The 24,492-nt window shown below is 31.6% G+C and carries 21 protein-coding genes and 3 tRNA genes; 8 read left to right on the top strand and 16 right to left on the bottom strand.

What is annotated here, in order from left to right; translation table 11 throughout:
* Nucleotides 1-37 precede the first annotated feature (37 nt).
* Nucleotides 38-472, bottom strand: coding sequence for a GNAT family N-acetyltransferase (locus C8N26_RS10015; protein ID WP_120187160.1), 435 nt, complete (start codon nucleotides 470-472; stop codon nucleotides 38-40).
* A gap of 29 nt (nucleotides 473-501) precedes the next feature.
* Here C8N26_RS10015 and C8N26_RS10020 point away from each other — a divergent pair, with 29 nt between their 5' ends.
* Nucleotides 502-948, top strand: coding sequence for a GNAT family N-acetyltransferase (locus C8N26_RS10020; RefSeq protein WP_120187161.1), 447 nt, complete (start codon nucleotides 502-504; stop codon nucleotides 946-948).
* 98 nt (nucleotides 949-1,046) lie between these two features.
* On the opposite strand, the gene C8N26_RS10025 is transcribed toward C8N26_RS10020, so the two are convergent.
* Together C8N26_RS10025 and C8N26_RS10030 are read right to left on the bottom strand one after the other, a co-directional pair.
* Nucleotides 1,047-1,250, bottom strand: coding sequence for a hypothetical protein (locus C8N26_RS10025; RefSeq protein ID WP_147418499.1), 204 nt, complete (start codon nucleotides 1,248-1,250; stop codon nucleotides 1,047-1,049).
* A gap of 438 nt (nucleotides 1,251-1,688) precedes the next feature.
* Entirely contained in the window at nucleotides 1,689-1,883 is a 195-nt protein-coding gene (locus tag C8N26_RS10030) for a cold-shock protein (RefSeq protein WP_028890835.1), read from the bottom strand.
* A gap of 512 nt (nucleotides 1,884-2,395) precedes the next feature.
* On the opposite strand from C8N26_RS10030, the gene C8N26_RS10035 reads away from it, so the two are divergent.
* Together C8N26_RS10035 and C8N26_RS10040 are read left to right on the top strand one after the other, a co-directional pair.
* A tRNA-Gly gene (locus C8N26_RS10035) sits at nucleotides 2,396-2,468 on the top strand.
* A gap of 48 nt (nucleotides 2,469-2,516) precedes the next feature.
* Nucleotides 2,517-2,589 (top strand) — tRNA-Gly (locus C8N26_RS10040).
* Between the two features lie 49 nt (nucleotides 2,590-2,638).
* Here C8N26_RS10040 and C8N26_RS10045 read toward each other — a convergent pair.
* On the bottom strand, nucleotides 2,639-3,289 hold the full coding sequence (locus C8N26_RS10045; RefSeq protein ID WP_120187163.1) for a rhomboid family intramembrane serine protease: 651 nt from the start codon (nucleotides 3,287-3,289) through the stop codon (nucleotides 2,639-2,641).
* Between the two features lie 89 nt (nucleotides 3,290-3,378).
* Here C8N26_RS10045 and C8N26_RS10050 point away from each other — a divergent pair, with 89 nt between their 5' ends.
* Entirely contained in the window at nucleotides 3,379-4,290 is a 912-nt protein-coding gene (locus C8N26_RS10050) for a lysophospholipid acyltransferase family protein (protein WP_120187164.1), read from the top strand.
* Between the two features lie 83 nt (nucleotides 4,291-4,373).
* Here the strand turns inward: C8N26_RS10050 and C8N26_RS10055 are convergent.
* From C8N26_RS10055 to C8N26_RS10065, 3 genes are all read right to left on the bottom strand, one after another.
* Nucleotides 4,374-4,449 (bottom strand) — tRNA-His (locus C8N26_RS10055).
* A 55-nt stretch (nucleotides 4,450-4,504) separates the two neighbouring features.
* Complete coding sequence (gene bshB1, locus C8N26_RS10060) at nucleotides 4,505-5,221, bottom strand: bacillithiol biosynthesis deacetylase BshB1 (protein ID WP_120187165.1); 717 nt, start codon at nucleotides 5,219-5,221, stop codon at nucleotides 4,505-4,507.
* 75 nt (nucleotides 5,222-5,296) lie between these two features.
* Nucleotides 5,297-6,706, bottom strand: a complete 1,410-nt coding sequence (locus C8N26_RS10065) for an MATE family efflux transporter (protein ID WP_120187166.1) — start codon at nucleotides 6,704-6,706, stop codon at nucleotides 5,297-5,299.
* A 152-nt stretch (nucleotides 6,707-6,858) separates the two neighbouring features.
* On the opposite strand from C8N26_RS10065, the gene C8N26_RS10070 reads away from it, so the two are divergent.
* From C8N26_RS10070 to C8N26_RS10080, 3 genes are read left to right on the top strand one after another with little or no spacing between them, the layout of a single operon-like run.
* On the top strand, nucleotides 6,859-7,617 hold the full coding sequence (locus tag C8N26_RS10070) for a Rossmann-like and DUF2520 domain-containing protein (RefSeq protein WP_120187167.1): 759 nt from the start codon (nucleotides 6,859-6,861) through the stop codon (nucleotides 7,615-7,617).
* Nucleotides 7,601-8,128, top strand: coding sequence for a KdsC family phosphatase (locus tag C8N26_RS10075; protein ID WP_099213868.1), 528 nt, complete (start codon nucleotides 7,601-7,603; stop codon nucleotides 8,126-8,128). Before C8N26_RS10070 ends, C8N26_RS10075 begins: the two co-directional genes overlap by 17 nt.
* A 45-nt stretch (nucleotides 8,129-8,173) precedes the next feature.
* Nucleotides 8,174-8,599 carry a DUF2147 domain-containing protein gene (locus C8N26_RS10080; protein WP_170141646.1) on the top strand — a complete coding sequence of 142 codons (426 nt, stop codon included), beginning with the start codon at nucleotides 8,174-8,176 and terminating at the stop codon, nucleotides 8,597-8,599.
* Between the two features lie 72 nt (nucleotides 8,600-8,671).
* Here C8N26_RS10080 and ygiD read toward each other — a convergent pair whose 3' ends face one another.
* From ygiD to C8N26_RS10095, 3 genes are all read right to left on the bottom strand, one after another.
* The gene (gene ygiD, locus C8N26_RS10085; RefSeq protein ID WP_120187218.1) at nucleotides 8,672-9,502 is read right to left on the bottom strand and encodes a 4,5-DOPA-extradiol-dioxygenase; all 831 of its coding nucleotides are present in this window, start codon (nucleotides 9,500-9,502) and stop codon (nucleotides 8,672-8,674) included.
* Nucleotides 9,503-9,637: 135 nt separating this feature from the next.
* Nucleotides 9,638-10,213, bottom strand: coding sequence for a YceI family protein (locus tag C8N26_RS10090; RefSeq protein ID WP_120187168.1), 576 nt, complete (start codon nucleotides 10,211-10,213; stop codon nucleotides 9,638-9,640).
* Nucleotides 10,214-10,229: 16 nt separating this feature from the next.
* Nucleotides 10,230-10,742: an NAD(P)H-dependent oxidoreductase gene (locus C8N26_RS10095; protein WP_120187169.1), complete on the bottom strand. Its 513-nt coding sequence runs from the start codon at nucleotides 10,740-10,742 to the stop codon at nucleotides 10,230-10,232.
* A gap of 111 nt (nucleotides 10,743-10,853) precedes the next feature.
* Between C8N26_RS10095 and C8N26_RS10100 the strand changes: the two genes are divergently transcribed.
* Nucleotides 10,854-11,210: a winged helix-turn-helix transcriptional regulator gene (locus C8N26_RS10100; RefSeq protein ID WP_120187170.1), complete on the top strand. Its 357-nt coding sequence runs from the start codon at nucleotides 10,854-10,856 to the stop codon at nucleotides 11,208-11,210.
* A gap of 216 nt (nucleotides 11,211-11,426) precedes the next feature.
* Here C8N26_RS10100 and C8N26_RS10105 read toward each other — a convergent pair whose 3' ends face one another.
* The 6 genes from C8N26_RS10105 to C8N26_RS10130 all read right to left on the bottom strand — a co-directional run bounded on the left by C8N26_RS10105 (nucleotide 11,427) and on the right by C8N26_RS10130 (nucleotide 24,340).
* On the bottom strand, nucleotides 11,427-12,026 hold the full coding sequence (locus C8N26_RS10105) for a hypothetical protein (RefSeq protein ID WP_120187171.1): 600 nt from the start codon (nucleotides 12,024-12,026) through the stop codon (nucleotides 11,427-11,429).
* Nucleotides 12,027-12,394: 368 nt separating this feature from the next.
* Nucleotides 12,395-13,906, bottom strand: a complete 1,512-nt coding sequence (locus tag C8N26_RS10110) for a calcineurin-like phosphoesterase C-terminal domain-containing protein (protein ID WP_120187172.1) — start codon at nucleotides 13,904-13,906, stop codon at nucleotides 12,395-12,397.
* Nucleotides 13,899-15,701 (bottom strand): alkaline phosphatase, encoded by a 1,803-nt coding sequence (locus C8N26_RS10115; protein WP_120187219.1) that lies wholly within the window; start codon nucleotides 15,699-15,701, stop codon nucleotides 13,899-13,901. The genes C8N26_RS10110 and C8N26_RS10115 overlap by 8 nt, the downstream gene beginning before the upstream one ends.
* Before the next feature lie 77 nt (nucleotides 15,702-15,778).
* Complete coding sequence (locus C8N26_RS10120; protein WP_120187173.1) at nucleotides 15,779-17,362, bottom strand: RagB/SusD family nutrient uptake outer membrane protein; 1,584 nt, start codon at nucleotides 17,360-17,362, stop codon at nucleotides 15,779-15,781.
* A 16-nt stretch (nucleotides 17,363-17,378) separates the two neighbouring features.
* Entirely contained in the window at nucleotides 17,379-20,447 is a 3,069-nt protein-coding gene (locus C8N26_RS10125) for a SusC/RagA family TonB-linked outer membrane protein (RefSeq protein ID WP_120187174.1), read from the bottom strand.
* A 176-nt stretch (nucleotides 20,448-20,623) separates the two neighbouring features.
* Nucleotides 20,624-24,340: a two-component regulator propeller domain-containing protein gene (locus tag C8N26_RS10130; protein ID WP_120187175.1), complete on the bottom strand. Its 3,717-nt coding sequence runs from the start codon at nucleotides 24,338-24,340 to the stop codon at nucleotides 20,624-20,626.
* Between the last annotated feature and the right edge of the window lie 152 nt (nucleotides 24,341-24,492).

The following is a 24,492-nucleotide window of genomic DNA, read 5'->3' on the forward strand; positions in this document are numbered from 1 at the left end:
TTATGGATTTATCTAGGCTACTTATTAAAATAAACATCTAGCTTACAATATAATACATTTTAAAATGAGCTCCTACTTTTGAGACTTCAAATTCTTCTCCTGTAATTTTAAAACCTAAATTTTCATAAAAACCAACTGCTTCTTTTCTAGCATTACACCATAAAGCGGTAATACTCTTCTCCTTTAAAATACTTTTTGCTTCTTCAATCAACATTTTTCCTGCTCCCATTCCTCTTACTTCAGGTAGCGTTGCCATTCCTCTTAATTGATATTGCTGTCCTTTAACAACATCAATTCTATTTCGCATAAAAGATGCTATACCTACTAACTTTTCTTCATAAAAAGCCCCTAAATGAAAGGTCCTTTTGTCTTCATCTCCCTCAAATTTAAATGGTAAATCGATATTATTTCTTAGTACCGATAATCGTATTTCGTACGTTTCTTGAGCCGATATATTTTTTATTTTTATCATCTTAATTTCTTTTAACTCAAAAATACAGAATGAATATACATTTCAAACCAATTAACAAAAAAGATATCCTCGATATTCTTCCACTTTTGCAAAAGTTAAACACTACAACTCCTCAAGACATTCTAAAAACAAGAGTTTTAGAAATGATTACCTGTTCTAACTATGAATGTGTAGGTGCTTTTGACCAAAATAAGCTTATAGGTATTTCTGGTCTTTGGTATAGTATTAGACATTATGTAGGAAAAAGTGTAGAACCAGACCATGTTATTATTGATGAAACCTACAGAGGAAACAATATTGGAAAACATTTTTTTAACTGGATATACGAGTACACCAAACAAAAAGGATGTGAAGCTATTGAGTTAAATACTTACACAGGTAATAGAAAATCACACAAATTTTATTACAATGAAGGTTTTGAAATCTATGGATTTCATTTTGTAAAAGTTTTACGAGACGACAAGGACTTTTATTAGAACTGCAAAAATTACAGTTTGTTTTTAATTTGTTTTCTAAAATTATGACAATAAAAAAGAGCTTCGGTTTGAAGCTCTTGAAGCAAGAAAAAGGAAAATTAATTCCTAAAACGATTAGCATAGTCTCTACAGAGTAAAGAATATTTATCCATAAAAGACTCTGATTCATGAACTGGTAAGTACTTAATCACCAAATAGTCTTCATCCGGCCAATAGTCTTCATCCAAGTTGTTTTCCATATCATAATCAAAATCACGTTTAAACTTTTCTAGAAAACACTTAATTTTTTCCTCCTTTGTCATTTTATTATAAGCTTTCATTATTTATTTTTTTTAAAAATAAAACAATAAATTTTAGTTGCAAAAAATGTTAATTTGAAAGAAATATTTTTGTTTTTTTACTTCAAAAATTGTCAAAGAGCGTTTCAGTTTTAAGGTTCTAAAAACCTACAGTTTAAAAATCAGTAATATATAATCGATACTCCATTTATTACTCTAACTCAAAAGAGTATTTTAAAATGTTATAATTATCTTTTTGTATTTGTAGTATTTTCATAAATTCCTTGCTTTAATTTTTAGTTATTTGAAGCAGTTTTGTGAAATTCGTTTATCCAGAACAGTCTTTAATTATTCATTTTATTTTGAAAAACAGTTCCCTTAAAATTTAAGCATAAAAAAAGACTATCTTTTCAGATAGCCTCTTTTGTATAGTTAGGTTTAGGTTATAAAATAACCACAACCTTAATCTACAATTTCTACATTAAAAGCGTTTAAGCCTTTTCTACCTTGTTCGGTATCGTAACGTACTTTATCATTCTCTCTAACGTCGTCAATCAATCCTGAATTGTGTACAAAAATATCTTCTCCTGATTCTGATGATGTAATAAACCCAAATCCTTTTGAGCTGTTAAAAAATTTTACTGTGCCTTCTTGCATCTTACTTAAATTTTAAATTATTATATATGTTTTGTAAAAGAAGAACCTTTATATAACCCTTTATAATGTTATTACACACTTATAAAAGCTTTTATGCTTATAAACACTTAAAAAAAATAAAGGAATAATGAAATAAAAAAGGCAAGAAGAGAATAAACTCAAAAAAACTAATTACTATATACTACCTTGAAATGATTAAGGTGTTCAACTTGAACATGACAAAGGTAGTCTTTTTTAATTGATTATTTGGGAATTAGCTTCTTTTTAATTTTTAATACCATAATTCATGACTCTCTACAAGAAGAATAGAACTAGTTTCACTACATTTTTACAGAAAATATTAAACTTAACACTCAAATTTATAAAACACTCTTACTTTTTGTAAAATCTTTTAAAAACTTATTGCATTCACTTTCTGAAAGTTATACACAAACAGTAAATTTTTATCTAATTTTTCTCAAAAAAGTCTTTGCAGATATTAGAAACAGTCTTATATTTGCAACCGCTTTACTGCGGGAGTAGCTCAGTTGGTAGAGCGTCAGCCTTCCAAGCTGAATGTCGCCGGTTCGAACCCGGTCTCCCGCTCAAATTTACATAGTGTAAGTAATTACACAGAAAAGCAAAAGCTTTACCGCGGGAGTAGCTCAGTTGGTAGAGCGTCAGCCTTCCAAGCTGAATGTCGCCGGTTCGAACCCGGTCTCCCGCTCAAAAAGACCGAAACATTTGTTTCGGTTTTTTTATTCTTTAAATTCACTTTACCTATTCAGCTTTAATTTATCTCCAAAGAAAAACAACCCTGCAATAATTAACGCCATTACTCCTACCATTACCGTATGGTTTGCTATAACACTTGGTCGTAGCACTAAAGTAATTAAATACCCTCCTATAGCTCCTCCTAAATGTGCCGAATGTCCAATATTACCTACTTGGTTTTTCATACCGTAAATCGAGTATAATAAATACCCTATACCTAACACATAAGCAGGAAAACTTATAAAAGGAAAAAACATAAAACTATATGTTTTATCAGGATACAATATAATAGCAGAAAACATAATACCCGACACTGCACCCGAAGCTCCTACTGCACTATAATACGGCTCTCTTTTATGCTGATACAACGAATACATACTTCCTGCTAATAAACTAGCTAAATAAATTAATAAAAAGTTAATTGTGCTAAAATTTCTCATAGCCAACTCTCCAAACAGATACAAAGCATACATATTAAACCCTAAATGCAACCAATCTACATGTAAAAAACCTGACGATACCATTCTTATCTTCTCTCCTCCTAACACTCTTTGCACCTGAAATTTGTATCGATCGAAAAAAGCAGGATCACCAAACCCTTTAATCGACATTAACACATTTGCTATAATTATTCCTATAATAATTTGACTCATATCTCTAATATATACCCACAAACATAAACAAAAGTTTATAAAGTAAAGATTGATAATTTAATGCGATATTTGCCTAAAATTAAAACTCGATGAAACTACTCATATTTATAATTGTTTATCCACTAATATGGATATTATCAATTTTACCCATGAGATTATTGTATATAATTTCTGATTTTTTCCGATTTATTGTTTTTGGTCTTGTTGGCTACCGTAAAAAAGTGGTTGTAGAAAACCTAAAAATGGCTTTTCCTGATAAAAGCGACGATGAGATAAAAAAAATAGCTAATAAGTTTTACAAACACTTTGTTGACTTAATTTTTGAAAGCATCAAATCATTTACAATTAGTAAAAAAGAAATACTCAAGCGTTACAAGTACAAAAACCCTGAAATCATAAACAAACTTGCTAAAGAAGGAAAAAGCATCGCTTTAGTTGGGGCTCATCAAGCAAATTGGGAATGGTCTTTTAGCTTACCCCTAGTACTAGATATTCAAGTTTTTGGAGCTTATACTAAACTTGCTAACAAATATTTTGAAAAAGCCGTGAAAAACTCTAGATCCAAATTTGGTATTACTGGATTTAAAACTTCAGAAACAGTAAAAGGTATTCACAAAAATTACCAAAACAACATACAAGGCCTTTACATATTATTGAGCGACCAATCTCCTCAAGTACATAAAACTCATTACTGGACTGATTTTTTAAGCGTTAGAGTTCCTATACACACGGGTGCAGAAATGCTTTCAAAAAAATACAACCTTACCGTTATTAACTATTGTGCTAAAAAAATTAAAAGAGGTTACTATGAAACAGAATTTGAAATCATAACCGAGTCTCCTAAAAATTTTGAAAACTATCAGATTACCGATAAATACTTAGAAATAACCGAAATAAACATAAAAGAACAGCCAGAGTGTTATTTATGGACACATAAACGTTTTAAGCACAAAGACAAATACAATCAATGGTTAGAAAATAAAAAAGCTTCTCAAAAATAACTGAGAAGCTTTTTTTATTATTTATATACACAAATTTTTTCCACAAAAAAAAGCCTTTCTATTAAGAAAGGCTTTTGCTTTTTGGGTGAAAGACCGGGTTCGAACCGGCGACCTCTGGAACCACAATCCAGCGCTCTAACCAGCTGAGCTACAATCACCATGTAACTTGCGGGTGCAAATATACAAGCTTTTTACATTGTGACAAAACTTTTTTTTAAATTAATTTACTAAAATTTTCTATTGCCACATAACGTTCTGAGGTAAAGCCTTCTGCATAATCAACCCCTATTAATCTTCCTAAGTCTTTAGCTCTATACTCTATACTATCAGTAAAATTTTTGCTGGTTATAGGCGTTTCTGGTTCGGAACTTTTTGGATTAAAAAACTGTGATGAATATACCATAACTGAACTTATTTTTTTATCCATAAAGCCAGTAACATCTATTACAAAATCAGGTTCAATGTTTTTCCATTGTATGTAATGGTATACTTGTTTTGGCCTCCACTTTTCTTGCTGAGCTCCATCTAGTTCAGTTGCTATTTTAAGTAAACCGCTTAAAAAACAAGCATCTGACACTAACTGACTTCCTTTTGGATGATCAATATGACGGTCATCAATAGCATTACACAACACTATTTCTGGCTGATACTTACGTATCATTTTAATAATTTCTAACTGATGTTCTTTATCGTTTTTAAAAAAGCCATCTGCAAAACCTAAGTTTTCACGTACCGTAACCCCAAGAATTCCAGCAGCATTTGCAGCTTCTTTATCTCTTAATTCAGCAGAACCTCTTGTTCCTAATTCTCCTCGAGTTAAATCAACAATTCCTACTTTTTTTCCTAACGAAATTTCTTTGGCTATGGTGGCTGCACATCCTAATTCAACATCATCAGGATGCGCACCAAAAGCTAATATATCTAGTTTCATTTATTTACTATTTTCTATAAATTCTTTTATAATTATTTCCTTTAAAATAATTACAGCTAATTTACTAAATGAAGTTTATACCTGAACTGTTTTCCATTTTCCTTTTTTAAACAACCAAATACCTACAACAGCTATTAAAATTTCTGCTAATGTTATTGCTAAAAAGACTCCAATAGGGCCAAAATCTAATGTAATTGCCATTACATATGCAAATGGTAATTGAAATAGCCAAAAACATACAAAATTGATATAGGTTGGTGTTTTAGTATCTCCCGAACCATTGAAAGATTGAATAACAACCATTCCGTAAGCATAAGCTATATATCCTGCCGCCATAATTTGTAAACACAAAGCTCCGTTTTCAACAACTTCAATATTCTCTGAAAACCACCCTAAAAAGGTTGGAGCAAAAACTATATAAATTAATGAAACTACTCCCATAAAAATTGCACAGTACTTACTAGTTATCCAAACAGATTTCTCAGCCCTCTCTGGTTGTTGTGCTCCTAAATTTTGCCCTACCAAAGTTGCTGCTGCATTACTCATTCCCCAAGCAGGCATTAAAGTAAACATCATTATTCGAATAGCAATTGTATATCCAGCAAGTACTTCACTTCCAAATTCAGACATAATTCGCATTAAAAATACCCAGCTTGAAGTTCCGATAATAAATTGTCCTATTCCACCTAATGACACCTTGATTAAGTTTATCATTACTGAAACTCTCACTAATAAATCTTTAATAGCTAACTTAACTTTACCTGCTCCAAAAAATAAAACTGCTAATTGAGCGACTACTGCCGTACCTCTACCAATTGTCGTTGCTATAGCTGCCCCTTCTACTCCGTATGCCGGTACAGGACCTAAACCGAAGATAAAAATAGGATCGAGAATAATATTTAATCCGTTTGATAAAATCAACGTCCACATTGCGATAGAAGCATTTCCTGCTCCTCTAAAAATTGCATTGATTAAAAAGAGTAGCATCACAGTAATGTTTCCTCCTAACAATACTTGGGTATACCCAAAGCCTTCGGCTATTAAATCGGGTTCACCTCCCATTAATGCTAGTATTTCTTTTGGATATAAAATTCCAACAACACTAATAAGAATTGAAATAAATACTCCTAAAAAAATAACTTGTACTGCTGTTTGATTTGCTCCTTCAGAATCTTTTTCTCCTGTTCTTCTAGCCACTAAAGCTGTTGCCGCCATACTTAACCCTATCGCTACTGCATATACTAAAGTTAGTACTGACTCAGTTAACCCTACAGTAGCTACTGCGTTTACACTTACTCTCGATACATAAATAATATCTACCAGAGCAAAAATAGATTCCATTAGCATTTCTAAAATCATCGGAATTGCTAATAAAAAAATAGCTTTACGAATACTTCCTGTCGTAAAATCTTGCTGTCTTCCTAAAACAGCATCTTTAAAAAGTGAGAATATGGTTTGTTTTGATATTTGATTGTTATCAGTCATTATAAAGTTTTATAAATACATAAAATTGTCTTAAAAAGAGTAAGACATAACTATTTGCTGCTCAGGCAACACTTCTATTTTAGGCGACTTATACAATCATAATGGAACAAATATGCGAAAATATTTTTAATTAATTTCAATATCTTCGTGCTATGATTAAAGTTGCCATTATAGGAGGCGGTAATGTAGCTACACATTTAGCCAATGCTTTTAGTAAAACAGACGAAGTATCGTTGGTGCAAGTATATGCTCGAAATATAGAGCAAGTAGAGCATTTAAAAGAGGTTACTTCTATTACAAATAGCATAGAGCTTTTAACAAAAGCTGATGTATATATCATTGCTGTTTCTGATGATGCCATTGGTGATGTTTCTCGTAAAATTGAACAAAAAAATGGTTTGGTGGTACACACTTCTGGTAGTGTAGCTATGCAGTCGTTAAAAAACACTGGACGTAAAGGTATTTTTTACTTATTACAAAGCTTTTCTAAAGACAAAGAGGTTAACTTCAATGAAATTCCATTTTGTTTAGAAGCTGAAAATGAAGAAGATTTACAGTTGTTGGAAACGCTTGCTAAAACTATTGGAAAAAAGATATACCGTATCAACTCAGAACAACGTAAACGATTACACGTGGCTGCCGTTTTTGTAAACAATTTTACCAATCACATGTATAAAATTGGTGCTGATATTTGCAACGAACACCAAGTTCCTTTTGAAGTATTACTTCCATTAATTCAAGAAACAGCTCAAAAAATAACCGAGTTGAGTCCTGATGCAGCACAAACAGGCCCTGCCAAGAGAAACGATCAAAAAACTATTCAAGATCATTTAGCATTGTTAAACGCCGAACAACAAGAAATTTATAAACTTATTACAAAATCAATCCAACAAAATGGAAAAGAGTTATAAAGAATACTTACCTCAAATAGACACTTTTATTTTTGATGTAGACGGAGTATTAACTAACGGAATTGTAACCGTTTTTCCTGACGGACAATTGGTACGTCAAATGAATATTAAAGATGGGTATGCCTTAAAATCTGCTGTAAAAGCTGGTTACAGGGTTTGTATTATCTCTGGTGGAAAAAACGAAGGTGTTCGCACACGTTTAGAAGGTTTAGGTATTACCGATATTTATTTAGGAGCTCATGATAAAATTCAACAGTTTAATGAATTGGTTGAAAAATACAAATTGAATCCTGAAAATGTTGTATACATGGGAGATGATATCCCTGATTACCCTGTAATGAAACTTGTTGGTATGCCGTCTTGCCCTAACGACGCAGCACGTGAAATACAACAAATTTCAAAATACATTTCTGATAAAACTGGTGGTAACGGTTGTGCTCGTGATATTATAGAACAAGTATTACGTGTGCAAGGAAAGTGGGATAGCAACTTTGACGCACAATACGATTAATTGGAATACTTTTTGAAAACGATATACTATTAAAACTTTTAAATTATGAAAAAAATACTTTTTGCTTTATTATTTACAACCGTTAGCTTATCTATGAGCGCACAAACTATTTTCGGAAAATGGGAAAACCGAGATGAAGAAACCAATAAGGTTGATTCTGTAATTGAAGTATATAAAAAAGACGGAAAGGCATACGCTAAAATTGTAGAAATTACCGATAAAAATCGTCAAGAGGCTGTTTGTGATAAATGTAGTGGAAATAGAAAAAACAACCCTATTTTAGGAATGAATATTTTAACAGGATTATCTAAAGATGGTGATGAATGGAGTGGAGGAAAAATCTTAGACCCTAAAAATGGTAAAGAATATAAATGCTACATAAAACTAGACGGAGAAAACAAACTTAAAATTAGAGGTTATGTTGGTTTTTCTGCCTTTGGTAGAACGGCTTACTGGCATAGAAAGCAATAAAAATATTCTCTTTATAAGAAAAGCTCTAGCAAATTTGCCAGAGCTTTTTTTTTATTATTACAATGTTTACTTCTACCCTATTTTTAAGGAAGTCATACTTAAAGAGCCCGCTAATAACTTGTCATTAAAAAGCTGAATTTCTTCATTTTTTTGCTGCAAGCCTAAACTATAAATCAACGGTAAATAATGGTCAGGTGTTGGAATTGCTAGTTGAAATGCTTTCGACTGTTTTGTATAATCTATCAATGGTTTAAAATTTCCTTCTAGCAAATATTTGTTAACTGTTTCTCTTGTTTCAATAGCCCAATCATATCCATAATCATCCTTATCAAAATTCTTCCAATCAACTAATCTTAGATTATGAACAATGTTTCCACTTCCAATAATTAATACGCCTTTTTGCCTTAAAGAAGCTAGTTGTTTAGCCAATTCAAAATGATAGTTAGCTTCTTTAGTATAATCAATACTTAATTGAATTACAGGTATATCTGCCTTAGGATATAAGTGCTTTAAGACAGTCCAAGCACCATGATCTAACCCCCAATGCTCGTCTAATTCTACAAAATTAGGATGCAATAATTGTTTTGTTTCTTTGGCTAATTCAGGACTTCCACTAGCAGGATATTGCTGTTCAAATAATTCTTGAGGAAAACCGCCAAAATCGTGAATTGTTTTAGGCATTTCCATCGCAGTTACTTTTGTTCCTTTTGTAAACCAGTGTGCCGAAACACAAATAATCGCCTTGGGCTTGGGTAGTGTTTTTGAAATATTTTTAAAGCCTCTAGTAAACTCGTTTTCTTCAATAGCATTCATAGGACTCCCATGTCCCAAGAACAATACTGGCATTGTTTGAGAAACCGGCAAACTATCTGATAACTTTTTTAAACCATTAAGTGTTCCCATACTCAAATTTACTGATGCTAACCCTAATAACTGTAAAAACGTTGTTCGTTTCATAGAGGGATTATTGATTACTTATATAATTAAAAATATACCCCAAACCAAAGTTTAAGGTATGCATACAATCTTAGTTGGGTTTTAAAAAACCAAATCAACTACCAAATCAAACTCGTCGTAAATTGCTTTATCTTTTAAACCATCAAAAAAGCTTGCAGAACCATATTTTACATCATACTTTGTTCTATCAATTTTTAACGATGCTGTTGCCTTTCCTCCATATACAGAAATTTCAAAAGTTACAGGATTGGTTTTATTCTTAATTGTTAAATCTGCTGTTACTTCATATGAATTCTTTCCTTTAGCTTTCACCTTGGTAAAAACTAGTTTTGCTGTTGGATGATTATTTATACCAAAAAAATCGTCTGATTTTAAATGTCCTTCTAATTTTTTTTGGTAATCTCCTGATAAATCTGTTACCGAAATAGACGTCATATCTATTACAAACTCCCCTCCTACTAATTTGTCTTCATCAAAGTGTAAGGCTCCTGATTCTAAACTAACTGTTCCTTCATGAGAGCCAGTTACTTTATAACCTTTCCATACCACTTTACTCTCTTTAGTATTTACTTTCTTTATTTCTTTTGTAATAGTAGTAAACGATAGTGTTGCAAATGCTATTAATACTAACACTAAAGGATTTTTAAAATTTTTCATTGTTTATAGGTTTTAATTAATTTAAGATTAAATCTGCGTATTGTTTTGAGTTTACTTTAATATCTTCAAGCTTTGGGTTGTCATTTGCTCCGTAAAACACATGCGATGGCAAAACTTCTGATCCGCAAAACTGAAACGAAACGGTTACCGATTTTAATAAGTCTTCTAAAGATACAAAACTATTATAGGTTTCCTCAGTACCTCCTGTTGATACAGATAAACGGAATTTCTTTCCTTTTAACTTATCTCCTCCTGGACCAAAAGCCCAACCATAGGTTAACACTTCATCCATCCATTTTTTTAATAAAAAAGGTGTATTGAACCAGTGTAACGGAAATTGAATAATAATACTATCATGGCTCAATAGTAGCTCTTGTTCTTTTGCTACATCAATGTTTAAATCTGGATACTCATTATATAATTGATGAATTGTTACTTTATCATCGTGCTGTTGCAACTCATTTATCCAAGACTTATTTACGTTTGATTCCTCAATATTTGGGTGTGTTACAATTACTAAGTATTTCATTCTTTTATTTTTACTTGTTTTTTATATCACAAAAGTATGTATATTTGCTATACAAAAGTAACTACTATACTTTAGTATACCAGTATACAAAAGTATACCAACCCAATAAACATGGAAACAGTTGTTCAAATGGAAGAGCTAAAAAGGTGCTCTGTTCAATATGTATTAGCATTAAGAGATACTTTAAATGTAATAAGCGGAAAGTGGAAACTATCTATTATTGGTAGTTTGCTATACGGAAAAATGCGCTTTAAAGAACTACAACGAAACATCGGTAAAATTTCTCCAAGAATGCTATCTAAAGAATTAAAAGATTTGGAAGCTAACGGAATCATTAAACGTACCATTTACGATACTAATCCTGTTACTGTTGAATATGAATTAACAGAATCTGGAATGCGATTACATACTACCTTAGATGTTATGGTTACCTGGGGTATTGAACATCGTGAAATAACATTAAGGTAAACTATAGCACCAACAGAGAATTAACACTTAAAATTAGATATAAGATTTCTCAGTCATACACCTTTAAAATGAAGATTAACCAGAAAAATTACTTTATACTACTTACTTATGATAAAGTAATAAAAATATATTTTAAATAGTCTTTTCAAAAATTAAACTGCTAATTTCGAAACAAATAGAATAAAAAGGAAGAAGTTAACTTCTTCCTTTTTAAATTTATTCTACAGTATACGTAACTATTGCATAATATTTTCTATTAGAGTACAATGGAGTATAAACAGTTATATACTCTTTTTTAAAATCAGTAGAACAAGTTACGTGCTGAATATCCTTCACTTTTTTTCCTATTGATTTTGCTATAATTTTAGCTTTTTTTTCTGCTAAAAGCATTAATTTATCTATTAAAACCTCTTCAGTTTCTTTTGCTCTGTTTAATGTTATTATATCTCCTACAAACAAATTTCCTTTGTTAAGTTTTTTAATACTGATAACTTGTTTATTTGTTAAGTTTTTAACTAAAAAAAAAATTGAATCTTCGTAATTGCTATTTACTACATATTTTTTTTCTTCTGAAATATCAGCTTTTTTTACCCCTATACTATCTAAATGAAATAGTAATTTCCCTTTTTCTTCATTTAAACTACTATTATTATTTAAAGACTTACTTAATGTTATTGATAAGCTATGTGAAATTACCTCTGATTCTATTTCTACCTCTACCCTTACCTCTACAAGAGATTCTTTTCGTTCATATTGTTGTGCGTTTGACACTATACCTGTTAAAGCTAATACTATTACTAAAATAATACGTTTCATATTTTGTTTATTTTTAATTTTTACACTTATCTAAAAAACTTGGTAAAGATACAATAGCACATACTTTTTAAAACATACTGAAAGTAGTAATAATTTACTCCCTGTTTTAGGGGAATACTACAACTATATGAACAAAAAATTAAGGTTTTATACAGAACTTATTTGCTTTCAACTCTTCTAAAAAAAATGGAACTATACTAAACTCATTAACAACATTGTTTTGAAAGGAATATTAATATGAACTTTACAAATAAAAACAACCGTCTCCTTAAACAGAAGTAAAAACTCATTAATAGAAAGAAACAGGTTCCTTTATATTTTATTCCTTACAATGACAATCACAATTACAAAAAACTCTAATGTCTTCTTTATTGGTATTGTTTATAAAAAACTCTTACATCTTCTACTTGTAATTTTAATAAGTCGTCTTTTACTCTAACCCTTATTAGATGCATTCCATTTGAAAGATTTTCAGGCATTTTAAGCCTCCATAAGTGTTTACTTTTTGTAGTTGGCTTAGGCATTTTTGATAATTTTTGTCCTTTATACCTTCCTAATTCTTGAAGTAAATAAAATCTTTTTAACTCTGGTGCTACTCCTTGATAATACTCCATAGATTGCCAAATTTTATTATCAAAAGAAACCTCAACTTTTGTAGATTCTCCTCCTGCAAACACATTTACATACACGTAAGGTTCGTTCAAAATATTCATCTCGGTATCCCATTCTTTACTTTCAGGAATCCAAACATTCATTTGCTTTTCTACAGGTGCTCCTGAAACCTTGTAACTAAGTTGATAATCTTTATCTTCAGTTTCTAAGAACCAATACCCTTTTGGAGTACCATCATACATCATAGCAAAAGGAACTCCATTAATATCGTGCGCCCCTTGCCACCAAGCGCCACAAACCGCTCCTCCTACTAACTGATGAACTGCTGGTTTTTGATTTCTTTCAAAAAAAGTATGATATTGTGTATGTGTATGTCCTGCAGCAACCAAAACCTTTTCGAAAGGATTCATCAACTTTATAAGCTCTTCTTTATTTCTTGTATACTCTAAAGGAATGTGCGTGAAAATTTTTATTGAATTATATTTCGTTGCAAACTTCTTAGTTATATGAGATACAAATGTTAATTGATCTTCATCAAACTTACCTATATACTCACGGTTATTTATTGGAAAATTATTGTTGAGCACCAAAAACAGGTTATCTCCATATTCAAAAGCATAATATGAAGGTCCAAATGAAGCTTCGAAAGTTTTGTCTCTATTAGAAAATTCTTGCTCTTCAAAGTTTAAATCGTGATTTCCTATTACATAAAATACAGGAGCTCCAACCAACCCTAACGATTCAGATAGAGGTTTAAATATGTTTAAATTATCAAAAGAAAGATCGCCTAAAGGAATAATAATATCTGGTTTATTTTTGACTAATTCTTCAGTTACTAACTTACTAACATGATGAATATCGTCAATTACATCTGATTGAGGGTCTCCTAGCAACGCTATTTTCACCTTGTCTTTTTCCTTATTAGCATAAAGCGGAAAATCAACCGATTTTTTATTGGTTAACTCTTGAAACAAATAGTAAAACCTCAAGTTGTTTTGTGGGGTACGTGGTGAAACATACCCCTTTGGTTTAATAACAAATAGTGGATTATTCTGTAAAGGTTTTATTTTATAAATTCCTTTAGAATTGGTTACTACAACATCTTTTCCGTTACTTACAAGTACATTTTTAAGAGCTTTATCTCCTTTATCATAAATTCCGTTTTGATTCTTATCATGATAAGCTCTTCCTGAAATTTTATAAGATTGCCCTAAAGCTACTTGTACAGTAAACACCAATAATCCGAAAAGATATTTTGATTTATTCATCAGTCTTTATCTTTAAGATTTCTAGAATCTTACCCAAAAGATCACTGTTTTCATAAACTCCTTGTAATTTATCTGATTGCGGACCGTAAGCAAACAAAGGTACCATTGCTCCTGTATGGTCGTGAGTAGTAAAATCTCCTTCAATCATATGGTTTTCAATATTTCCTTGTGGAATAGAAAATCCTGAAGTTTCATGATCTGCTGTAACAATTACCAAGGTATTTTTATTTGCATCTGCAAATTTTATCGCTTCGGTTACTGCTTTGTCAAAATCAATTCCTTCTGCAATAATACCATGAGTATCGTTAAAGTGTCCGTAACTATCTATTTGAGCTCCTTCTACCATTAACAAAAATGGTTCTTTTTTCGACTTAAGAAAAGACAAACTACGTTGAGTTGCTTCTGCTAAAAAGTTACCTCTTCCTTGTGTGATTCCTGGCATACCTCCTTCAGCTGTAAAAACTCCTACTCTTTCTTCACCCATAATAATGTCTTCCACAGATTTTTTTATACTGAATGGTAATTCTTTCTTATTCGTAAAGTGTTTTGCTCCTCCACCTATAAATAATGAAATTTTACTCTTTACAAGGTCTGAAGCTATTTGTTGCATATGCGATCTATCTTTTTGATGTGCGTAAAAAGCAGAAGGAGTTGCTCCTGTAATTTCATCATTAGTAATTAAACCAACCTTATAATTATGTTCAATTAGTAATTCACTAATATTTTTTACTGGCTTCCCATCAGGCCCTACACCAATTGCTCTGTTGTATGTCTTCGTTCCAGTTGCTATAGCTGTACCACCAGCAGCAGAATCTGTCGTAAAATCGTCTGACGATTGTGTTTTTAAAAATCCAACACTTCTTAATTGGGTTAAGGTTAAATCTCCTCCGTTAGCCAAAGCAGCCGCAGAAATTTGTGACACTCCATTTCCATCACCAATTAATAAAATGATGTTTTCTACTTTTTTGTTTTTTTGATCGTAAGCAAATGTAGGCTTGTAAACTTCTGATTTTTCTTTAGTAAAACTTACTCTTTTTGATAAACTTTTAAGGTATTTAGTAGCTTCAAAAGGTTGATCGGTATTTATGAAATCAACTTTTAAATCTGTAAAAACTTTCCAAGCTGACTCTGAATCTGGTGCTCCCCAAAAACGAAAAGGTTTATTTAATCCGTGAGCAATTTCAATTACTTTTTTCACCTTTTCAAGTTCATCAGCAACCATTCTTCCTTTACCATTCCATACAGAATAGTTTTTATAGTCAACACTAATTAACCCAACCTTATTCCAAGCTTCTTGGTTTAAAATTTTCGTTAGTTTTTGATGGTCGAATTGTATATAATCTGGATAATTCACATAGTCTTTAACCTGTGGTTTTCCACCTGAAATAACAAACTGTATATTTTCATTTTTAGTTAAATCAGGATACTGCTTTAATATTTTTACTAAATGATTTAACGTACTATAAGGCTCTGATTTTACATCTATTAACAACTGTATTTTATGTGTAAGTTGAAGATTATTTTTTAAAGTAGTTCGTAAAGGCTCTAAATAAAGTGACTCAATAGTGTGCTTATTAATAATTTCAGCTGTTTCGTGAGCTACAAACAAGTTATTATCTTTAAATATTACATCTATTTCTAAAGAATGAACACCGGCCGAATAGGCTTTCCAAAAAGGAACTGATTGTTTATAATCATTGTGAGAATGTACTTTATAAGTATAATTTGAGGTTTGTGCTTGTATAGCCCCAACACCTAATATTAGGTATAAAAATATCTTTTGAATAAATTTCATTTCATGCATTTATAAAAAAGATGCCGCCTTAACGACATCTTTTTGTTAAACTTAAATTAAACTAAAAAATGACTAAATTACCATCCAGTATTTTGCTTGATTCCTGAAGAGATAATTGCTTCGTTTGGAATTGGCCATACATGCATATAACTAGGGTCAAAATTTCTTGCCTGCCACACTTGTTCAACAGTGTAGTCTGAATCTGGGTTTGATCTATCTGAGTGAATTCTTCCGTATAAAGGTTTACTGTATACCTCAGCAGCGTCTCCCCAACGTACTAAATCATAATGTCTGTTAGCAAATTCACCTGCAAACTCAACACGTCTTTCGTGCTTTATATCTTCTAATGTAGCATTAGCAACTGGAGCTAATCCTGCTCTTTCTCTAACTCTGTTTAAATCAGCATCTCCGTTTCCTCCTTGTTGAATTAATGCTTCAGATTTCATTAATAAAATCTCTGCATAACGCATTACAGGTACATTATAAAGCGTTGTTGGCGCATTACCGTTTGAGTTGATAGAGTTCCCTACTGGGTTTTCCATTCCATATTCATACATATACTTATTAAACTGGAATCCTGAAAGTGAGTTTTCTGATTGGTATTTTCTGGTTTCGCCAAAGAACTGGAACTCATCACCAAATTTTAAGATAGTTACTTCTCTTCTTGCATCATTTGTTTCAAACTCATTGTATAAGTCTTGTGTTGGTGTGTAATATCCCCAACCATTATAAAGCCCCCAGCCTTTGTTTTCTAACATTACTCCTGGTAAGATGCTACCACCTTCAACACCAGAATCTACAGACCAGATATATTCACTTGTCCAGTTATTTAGGTGACTGTGTAACAATCTGAAATCTTTTTTAGGGTTATCTGTATCAATAAGCGCTCTACCCGATCCTGAATTTGTTACTGCATCACAATAGGTAACCACATCAGCATATTTAGAACTGTCATATTGTGCCCAATACAAATAGGTTTTTGCAATGTAAGCTAAAGCTGCATCTTTATGTGCACGTCCGTAATCACCTTCTCCCATTTCAGTAAAAAGAGGCAATAAATCTGCTGCTCTTTTTAAGTCTTCAACAACAAATTCATAATTTTCTATTACACTTTGTGGTCTCTCGTAGCTCCCTGCTTCATTATTCATATTCTCTTCAGTAACTATAGGAATCCCTCCGTTAGTACCGTTATCTCCGTAAGTATGAGCTAACCAGAAATAATGAAATCCTCTCATAAAATAAGCTTCACCTAACAAACGGTTTTTAGTTGATTGACTAATATTCATTTGAGGAACATTTAAAATAACATCGTTCGCTCTTCTTATTACTTTATAACCTTGCTTGTACATTTTTGATGTATATCCCTCATCACCAGTTACATTAAAGTTTTTAATATTATCTGCCGTAGCATTCAATCTTCCGGTAACCATATCGTCAGACGCATTGATGTACCAGAAAAATCCACGTGCAAACATTTCTTCTGCACGCATATACTCGTACATACTATTTGTTGCTTCTATAGCGTCTTGTTCCGTTTTCCAGAAGTGTTCGTACGAAGTACTTCCTAATGGATCTAGATTTGTGAAATCATCTGAACAGGAAACAATTCCCATTTGAATACTCACAATAAATGCAATTAGTTTTATATATGTATTTTTCATCTTCTTGTTTTGTTTTTTATAATGACAATGATATTCCTGCAGATATAGTTCTTGCTGAAGGATATCTACCTACATCCAATCCTTTACCTCCTACTTCAGGATCCATTCCACTATAATTTGTGATTGTAAATAAATTTTCTCCTGAAACATATACTCTTAATGATGATTGACTTAATACAGAACTCATTTTACTTGTTGGTACTGTATAACCAAGTGTTACATTTTTAAGTCGTAAGTAAGAAGCATCTTCTAAGTACCAACTAGATGTAGTTCCATAAGTTTGATTATTATCTTGTGTTGATAATCTTGGAATATTTGTATTTGTATTTTCAGGAGTCCAAGCATTTAACACTCCATTGTCTAAATTATACCCTTGTTGTGAAGCGTTGAAAGCTGTAAACTTATATCCATTAAACACTTTAACACCACCTACTCCTTGAAAGTTCATATTTAAATCAAACCCTTTGTAGTCTAAGTTTAACCCTAAGTTATAAGTTACTTCTGGCAAATAGCTATCCATAAAAACACGGTCTTTATTATCTATCTTACCATCGTTGTTAGTATCTTGGAATTTAAAGTCTCCAGGTACTGCGTTAGGCTGTATTAACTGTCCGTCTTTACTATGTGCATTAATTTCTTCTTGTGATTGGAAAATCCCTAAGTAAGGCACTAGATAAGTAGAATATAATTCTTTTCCTACTACAGACCTGTACGGATACAATGTACTCCTAACATTATCTGAATGAGCGATATAATCAATACCACTACTGTTATATCCGTTAAGATTAATCAACTCATTGTCTAAGAAACTAGCATTTGCGCTAATACTATAATTTAAGTCACCTACGTAATCTTTATACGAAACTGCAAACTCATATCCTGTATTTTTAACTTCCCCTCCATTTACATCAGCAGCTGACGTTCCTTGATGAATATCTTCCAATCCAGGAATAATCATTCCTTTAGTTGTTTTTTCAAAATAATCAGCAACGATTGAAAGTCGGTTATTGAATAAATTCATATCAATTCCAAAATCTAAAGATTCTGACATTTCCCATTTAAGATTTGGGTTTGACTGTCTTCCTACATATGTACCTTTATCATCTAAAGAACCTCCTTCTCCTAAAATTACATTTGTTGTATTTAAAGGAACATCAAAAGAGTAATATCCTACAGAGTTGATGTTTCCTATTTGTCCCCAAGAAGCTCTTACTTTTAAGTTATTAATTGCTTCAACATTAAAGAAATCTTCTCCTGATATTTTCCAAGCCGCTGAAGCTGATGGAAAATAGTCTGCTTGATTTTCTTTTGCTAAACGAGAGGTTTCATCTCTACGAATACTTCCTGATAGGTAATACTTTCCTTTATAATTATACATTACCCTTCCTATTGCAGAAGTTAAAGCATCTTCGTACACATCTGTTTCTGGAGTTCTAATTACTGAAGCATTAGACATGAATTGATTGAAAGGTTCTTCACTACTAAATCCTTCTCCTTGTTGAAAATAGTATTCGTAATCAGTAAACTGTGACGAGTAAACAGCAGTAAGGTCTAAATTATGATCTCCAAAACTCTTTTTATAGCTTAATTGATTATCCCAAACCCAACGCTTGGTATCCGAATAACTCTGATATAAATAGTTGTTTAAGTTCGTTCTACCTAGCTCTGGAATTCTAGGAGAGAATTTTTTATATTTTGTATCAGTAGTACTATAACTATAACTCGTTTTAAACTTTAATCCGTCCGTAATATCATAGTTAAGATATACGTTCGCGTTTAAGTAATTAACAGGATTATTAATATCTGGACGTAATAATAATGCTACAGGATTGTATACATCTCCGTAAGCACCTGCATAATTTGATAAGTTTTCTGGTACTACTCCACTAAAGTTTCCGTTTGCATCACGAATAGGTGCAGATGACGGCATATATAATGCATTTACAATACTACCTGCATAAGAGCTTGTAGAGTTTGTACCCACAGCTTCACTTCTTGAGTAGTACACGTTTTCACCAACTGTAAGATTATCTGTAAGATGTATATCTGTTTTCACTCTAAAAGAAAAACGCTCTGAATATGTGTTTAACAACAATCCTTCTTTTTTGTTATACCCGAAAGACGTCATATAATTCATCTTGTCTGTAGCACCGCTTATATTCATATTGGTGTTGTAGATAGCTCCTGTTCTAAAAATAGCATCCATCCAATTAGTACGTGTTACTTGCCCCCAAGGGTTTTGTTCTGCATTGTGAGCTGATTGCCTTGGCGCACCTACATTATCTGCTGCCATATTGTACACACTTGCTTGCTGCTGTGCATTTAAAGGGGTAGGTAATTTAGCTGCTGATTGCATACCGCTATAAAAGTCAAAACTAATTCTTGGTTTTCCTTTTTTTCCTTTTTTAGTTTCAATTACGATAACTCCAGAAGCTGCTTGTGCTCCGTAGATTGCAGCAGCTGCTGCATCCTTTAAAATTGATACCGATGCTATATCGTTAGGGTTAATTGCTGGTCCATAATACGGTACACCATCTACTACCGTAAGAGGCTCTTCATTCGCAAAAGAACCGTACCCTCTAATTACTACTTTACCATCTTCTGAAGGATCTCCTCCTTGCTGCAAAACAGTTACCCCCGATACACTTCCTTGTAAAAAGTCATTTAACGTAGATACGGGTCTACTTGACATAGATTTTATATTTTCTACTGTTGAAATAGCTGAAGTTAGATCTCCTTTTTTTGCACTACCATATCCTATTAATACTACCTCATCTAGAATATTTGACTCTTCATTAAGTGCTATATTAAACTCTTGATTTCCTGAGAAAGGAAGCTCTAATGTTTGAAACCCTATAAAAGAAACGACTAAGGTTCCTTGATCTTTATTTACACTAAGGGTAAACTTACCATCAAAATCGGTAGCTGTTCCATTCTCTTGTTGTTCTTTTACAAGAACAGTTGCTCCAGGAATGGGAGCTCCGTCGATTTTAGATACAACAGTACCTTTTAAAATAGTTTGTGCTATTGCGTTGGAGGCTGCTCCGAAACATAATAGCAACATAAATAAATAGTGTTTTTTCATTTGATAAATAGGTTTTGATTCTGAGACGAATCTATTTTAAGGAGATATTTAGAAGGGGTCTAATCGTTTCAAAAAAGGGGCACATATGTTTCAAAAAACCTCATAAAAAAGCCTAAATAATTACACTTTTGTTTCAGTAACTTTTTACTAACATTAGCCTAATCTGAAGCTAACTTTTAAGCTACTATTTTTTGATCCTTATACGCTTTAGGACTCATATTAAAATGCTTTTTAAACTGCCTACTAAAATATTTTGGGTTTGCAAAGCCGCATTCAAAACTAATTTCTGAAATGTTCAATATATTTTGGTTTAACAGATGTTGTGCTTTTTGGAGTCTTAGGTTAATCAACACATCTGACGGAGATTGTTTTAATATTTCTTTAAAAACACGATAACACTTCACTCTTGATATTTCTAGCTTCTCTTGAAGGCTTTCTATATTGAAAGTATGATCATGTAAACACTCATGCATATAGGTAAGCGCTTTTTTTACTAATTTTTCATTTGGTGAAAGTAATTGCTCGTCTTTATGCTTTTCTATCCAAGTATTACTAATCGATTTTGTAGTAAATAAAGGCTTTCTACTATTTAAAAGGTTTTCTAATTTTGCTTGTAAAAATGTTTTACTTACTGGTAACTGAACGGTTACATCTAATCCTAATTTTGTTACCTGCTCTATTTGAGAATGCCCTATTTCGTCAGAAAGATAGAGTATCGGACAATGAGGTGTTTTTTTATTTTCTTTACGATTTTCTAAGAACTGTACAACTTCATTTGTAAGTTTTACATCATAAAAAATTATAGAATCTATGTTAAGATTTGAAAGTGCAGAAAATAGTTTATCAACATTACTTTCAAAAATTAAATGATAAGCTTCATTTCCTAATAACGATTGTAATATTCCATAATTCACCTCACTACTCAGCACTAATACTTTATGTTTATCAGTTGGTAATTCATCTATCATTCCTAAATGATTCCATTGTATCATAGAGGCCTTTTCTGAGCTTGTTTTTTGAAACGGTACCTCTACCTCTATAGACACTCTTCCTCCATCTGGATTTACAGTTATTTTTCCTTTTAATTGTAGTAACAACTCTTTTGCTGCATTGTAATAAGGACTATAGCGTTGTAAACTTTCAATATTATTCAATAGAACACTACTGTCAGAATCAACTTTTAATTCAAGACTTGTATCTTTTAAAATATAAACTACCTCTATAGTACTACCTTGATTACTATACTTTATAAGGTCGTTAAAAACATATTTAAATAAAAGTTTGAATTGTAATAGGTTTATTGTTATCCATTCTTTTTTTCCAGGTATTTGATAACTAAGATTTATACCAGATTGTATAAGTTTTCTTTCTAAGTTTTTAGTTAGCTCATGTAAAACATCATTAATCTCTATTGCTGACGCTTCTGTAGTTTTTACATGGTGTACTTGTTCTAAAAAATCCCATTCCATTAACGCATCAACCATAGTTTGTGTTTGACGAATTAATCTAGTTTGTATTTCTTCTGGTATACTTATGTCTTGGCTTTCTTGTAATAATTGCATTAAAGGCTTCTTAAATTCAGCCAAAACAAACGTTTTGAATTTATCTATTTCAAAGTCTTCATTTTTTAATTTGTGATGTAAAGCCAGTACTTCTTCTTTTTGTTGAAAAATTTCACGATTCTTATCTTCTAGCTTTGCATTTGCTTTTATTAGGTCTTTTTTTTGCCTTTCAATTATAGCTGTTCGTTCGCTAATTTTTTGTTTTAATTTTTCTTTATAAATCTTATCCTTACGTACTTTATAACCAAATCCAAAAATTATTAAACCAATTCCTCCAGAAACCAATATCCATAAAAACCAAGAGGTTTTATAAAATGGGGGTTTAATTATTACAGGAATAGAAGTCAACTCCTCCTCTGAAGTACTTAAACTATTTTTCACTTCCAAAATATATTCTCCTGGCTGTAGTTTTTTGTATAAAACAGGACTTGTTCCATACACTCTCCAGTCTTTATCAAAACCTTTTAACCTATATAAAATTACATTTTCATGATTTTTTCGATATGCTACAGAGGTTATTTCTAAACTGATATTATTTTCTGAAAATGTTTTTTCTATTAGATCCCCTCTACCTTCTATTCCATCTACTTCAATAACTAATTCAGGTGTTTTTTTATTGAAGGTTATTAGTTCTGGGGCGAAATAATTAACCCCATTAATTCCTCCAAAATACAATACTCCTTTAGAATCCTGATAGTACGCACCTTCTGAAAACTCTGGTGCTTGCCAACCTTCTTCTGGATGTGACACATTAACTTTATAATCCTCTTTATTTATTGAAGCAATCCCCTTAGTAGTACTTACCCATATGTAGTTTCCTTTAGGAATTACACTATATACCATATGGCTAGGTAACCCTTCATTTTCAGAAATAGTTGCTACAACTCCTTTTTCTCGATCATAAACTGTTACCCCTCCTAAGGTTGCTACCCAATACATTTCTGTAGATTTGTCTTTGGCAATACTATATACACTATTACCAGTTAAACCTTCAGCTGTAGTAACACTATGTTTACTTCCATCAGCAATAGAAAACAACACCATTCCATAGTTTTCAGTTGCCAATGCTAATTCATTACCACTTGCAACAACATCTCTAATATGGTATTTTTTTAATGAGCTTACTCCAGGAACTTCTTCAAACTTATTTTCTTTTAGATTAAATACCGCTAATCCTCCCCAACAAGCAAACCAAATTCTATTATCATCTGTCTCTGTCATTGCATAAATTCTGTTTGCTGGTAGCAATGAAAATTCATCAGCACTGTAATAAGAAATTTCTGATTCTTTTATACGAATAAGTCCCGCATAGGTTCCTACCCATATAGAACCATCTTTAGCAGTGTATAAACTACGTATCCTTTCCCATTCTTGATTTTCTTTTGCTTTTTCTAATTGTTTCTTAACAAAACATTTCTCAGACTTGCTATACTTATACAATCCTTCCGTGTAATAACCTAACCAAAGGTTATTATCTTTATCCTTCGTAATAGCTCTTACTGTTTCATTAGGTAAATGTTTATAGTTAATCGGATGTGGAGCAATCGTATTTATATACTCTGAACCAATATAAGCCATACTAAGACCTCCATCTTTGTGTCCTAACCAAATATTCTCAAAATTATCTTCGTAAATTTTTTCTATTTCATTACTTGTAAAACTATATGGATTGTATAAATCGTATGTATAATGTTCTATTTGTGTATCGTGAATATTTATCTGATTGTTTCTGATAACATAAAGTCCATTTTTTCTAGTAGCATACCAAATATTACCTTTTCTATCTTGGTAAGATTCATTGATAACAACTTCAGGATATTCATTTAACAATAATTGTTCATGAACTAATGGCTCTTTATTAAAGACTTGATTGGCTTCTATTTCTGTAAACTTAGTACCATCAAACTCATAATATTTGCTGTTTTTAGTTTCAACAACAAGATTTCTCTTTTTTGAAAACCTAAAGTTTACAGGAGTATCTTTGAATGAAAAGTTTTGAAATATTGATTCTTTATGCAGCTTACTTACCGAGTTATTATCGGTTAAACACCACAACGATCCGTTTGTATCTTTTTGTAAAGCATAAATGACATTACCAGGAAGAGAAGTAGTATCATTATCTACATGTTTAAAAATTTTAAAGTTATTCCCATCATAACGATTAAGTCCGTCCCAAGTAGCAACCCATAACCTTCCTTTGTCATCACTTATGATATCATTTACAGAATTGTTTGATAGCCCTTCTTTTGTAGTTAATGTTTTAAATTTTAAAGATTGCCCTAAACTGTTAGCCACAACAATAAAAAACAAAAAAAATAACTTCGTTCTCATACTTCCATCTTTTATAACTAGCAAAAATAATTTTGTTGAAATTCAGAGATGTCATTCTGTAATTAAGTTTAAATTATGTAAACGTTAATATTAGTTTATTTCCTTTTTATATAAACTAACTCAATACTAAAACGTTTTTTGAAGGTATAAAA

The sequence above is a fragment of the Tenacibaculum lutimaris genome (assembly GCF_003610735.1).
Classification (GTDB): Bacteria; Bacteroidota; Bacteroidia; order Flavobacteriales; family Flavobacteriaceae; genus Polaribacter; species Polaribacter lutimaris.

Coding starts and splice junctions, on each gene's coding strand:
- C8N26_RS10015 (WP_120187160.1), bottom strand. CDS start 472: ATGATAAAAATAAAAAATATATCGGCTCAAGAAACGTACGAAATACGA.
- C8N26_RS10020 (WP_120187161.1), top strand. CDS start 502: ATGAATATACATTTCAAACCAATTAACAAAAAAGATATCCTCGATATT.
- C8N26_RS10025 (WP_147418499.1), bottom strand. CDS start 1,250: ATGACAAAGGAGGAAAAAATTAAGTGTTTTCTAGAAAAGTTTAAACGT.
- C8N26_RS10030 (WP_028890835.1), bottom strand. CDS start 1,883: ATGCAAGAAGGCACAGTAAAATTTTTTAACAGCTCAAAAGGATTTGGG.
- C8N26_RS10045 (WP_120187163.1), bottom strand. CDS start 3,289: ATGAGTCAAATTATTATAGGAATAATTATAGCAAATGTGTTAATGTCG.
- C8N26_RS10050 (WP_120187164.1), top strand. CDS start 3,379: ATGAAACTACTCATATTTATAATTGTTTATCCACTAATATGGATATTA.
- bshB1 (WP_120187165.1), bottom strand. CDS start 5,221: ATGAAACTAGATATATTAGCTTTTGGTGCGCATCCTGATGATGTTGAA.
- C8N26_RS10065 (WP_120187166.1), bottom strand. CDS start 6,706: ATGACTGATAACAATCAAATATCAAAACAAACCATATTCTCACTTTTT.
- C8N26_RS10070 (WP_120187167.1), top strand. CDS start 6,859: ATGATTAAAGTTGCCATTATAGGAGGCGGTAATGTAGCTACACATTTA.
- C8N26_RS10075 (WP_099213868.1), top strand. CDS start 7,601: ATGGAAAAGAGTTATAAAGAATACTTACCTCAAATAGACACTTTTATT.
- C8N26_RS10080 (WP_170141646.1), top strand. CDS start 8,174: ATGAAAAAAATACTTTTTGCTTTATTATTTACAACCGTTAGCTTATCT.
- ygiD (WP_120187218.1), bottom strand. CDS start 9,502: ATGGGAACACTTAATGGTTTAAAAAAGTTATCAGATAGTTTGCCGGTT.
- C8N26_RS10090 (WP_120187168.1), bottom strand. CDS start 10,213: ATGAAAAATTTTAAAAATCCTTTAGTGTTAGTATTAATAGCATTTGCA.
- C8N26_RS10095 (WP_120187169.1), bottom strand. CDS start 10,742: ATGAAATACTTAGTAATTGTAACACACCCAAATATTGAGGAATCAAAC.
- C8N26_RS10100 (WP_120187170.1), top strand. CDS start 10,854: ATGGAAACAGTTGTTCAAATGGAAGAGCTAAAAAGGTGCTCTGTTCAA.
- C8N26_RS10105 (WP_120187171.1), bottom strand. CDS start 12,026: ATGAAACGTATTATTTTAGTAATAGTATTAGCTTTAACAGGTATAGTG.
- C8N26_RS10110 (WP_120187172.1), bottom strand. CDS start 13,906: ATGAATAAATCAAAATATCTTTTCGGATTATTGGTGTTTACTGTACAA.
- C8N26_RS10115 (WP_120187219.1), bottom strand. CDS start 15,701: ATGAAATTTATTCAAAAGATATTTTTATACCTAATATTAGGTGTTGGG.
- C8N26_RS10120 (WP_120187173.1), bottom strand. CDS start 17,362: ATGAAAAATACATATATAAAACTAATTGCATTTATTGTGAGTATTCAA.
- C8N26_RS10125 (WP_120187174.1), bottom strand. CDS start 20,447: ATGAAAAAACACTATTTATTTATGTTGCTATTATGTTTCGGAGCAGCC.
- C8N26_RS10130 (WP_120187175.1), bottom strand. CDS start 24,340: ATGAGAACGAAGTTATTTTTTTTGTTTTTTATTGTTGTGGCTAACAGT.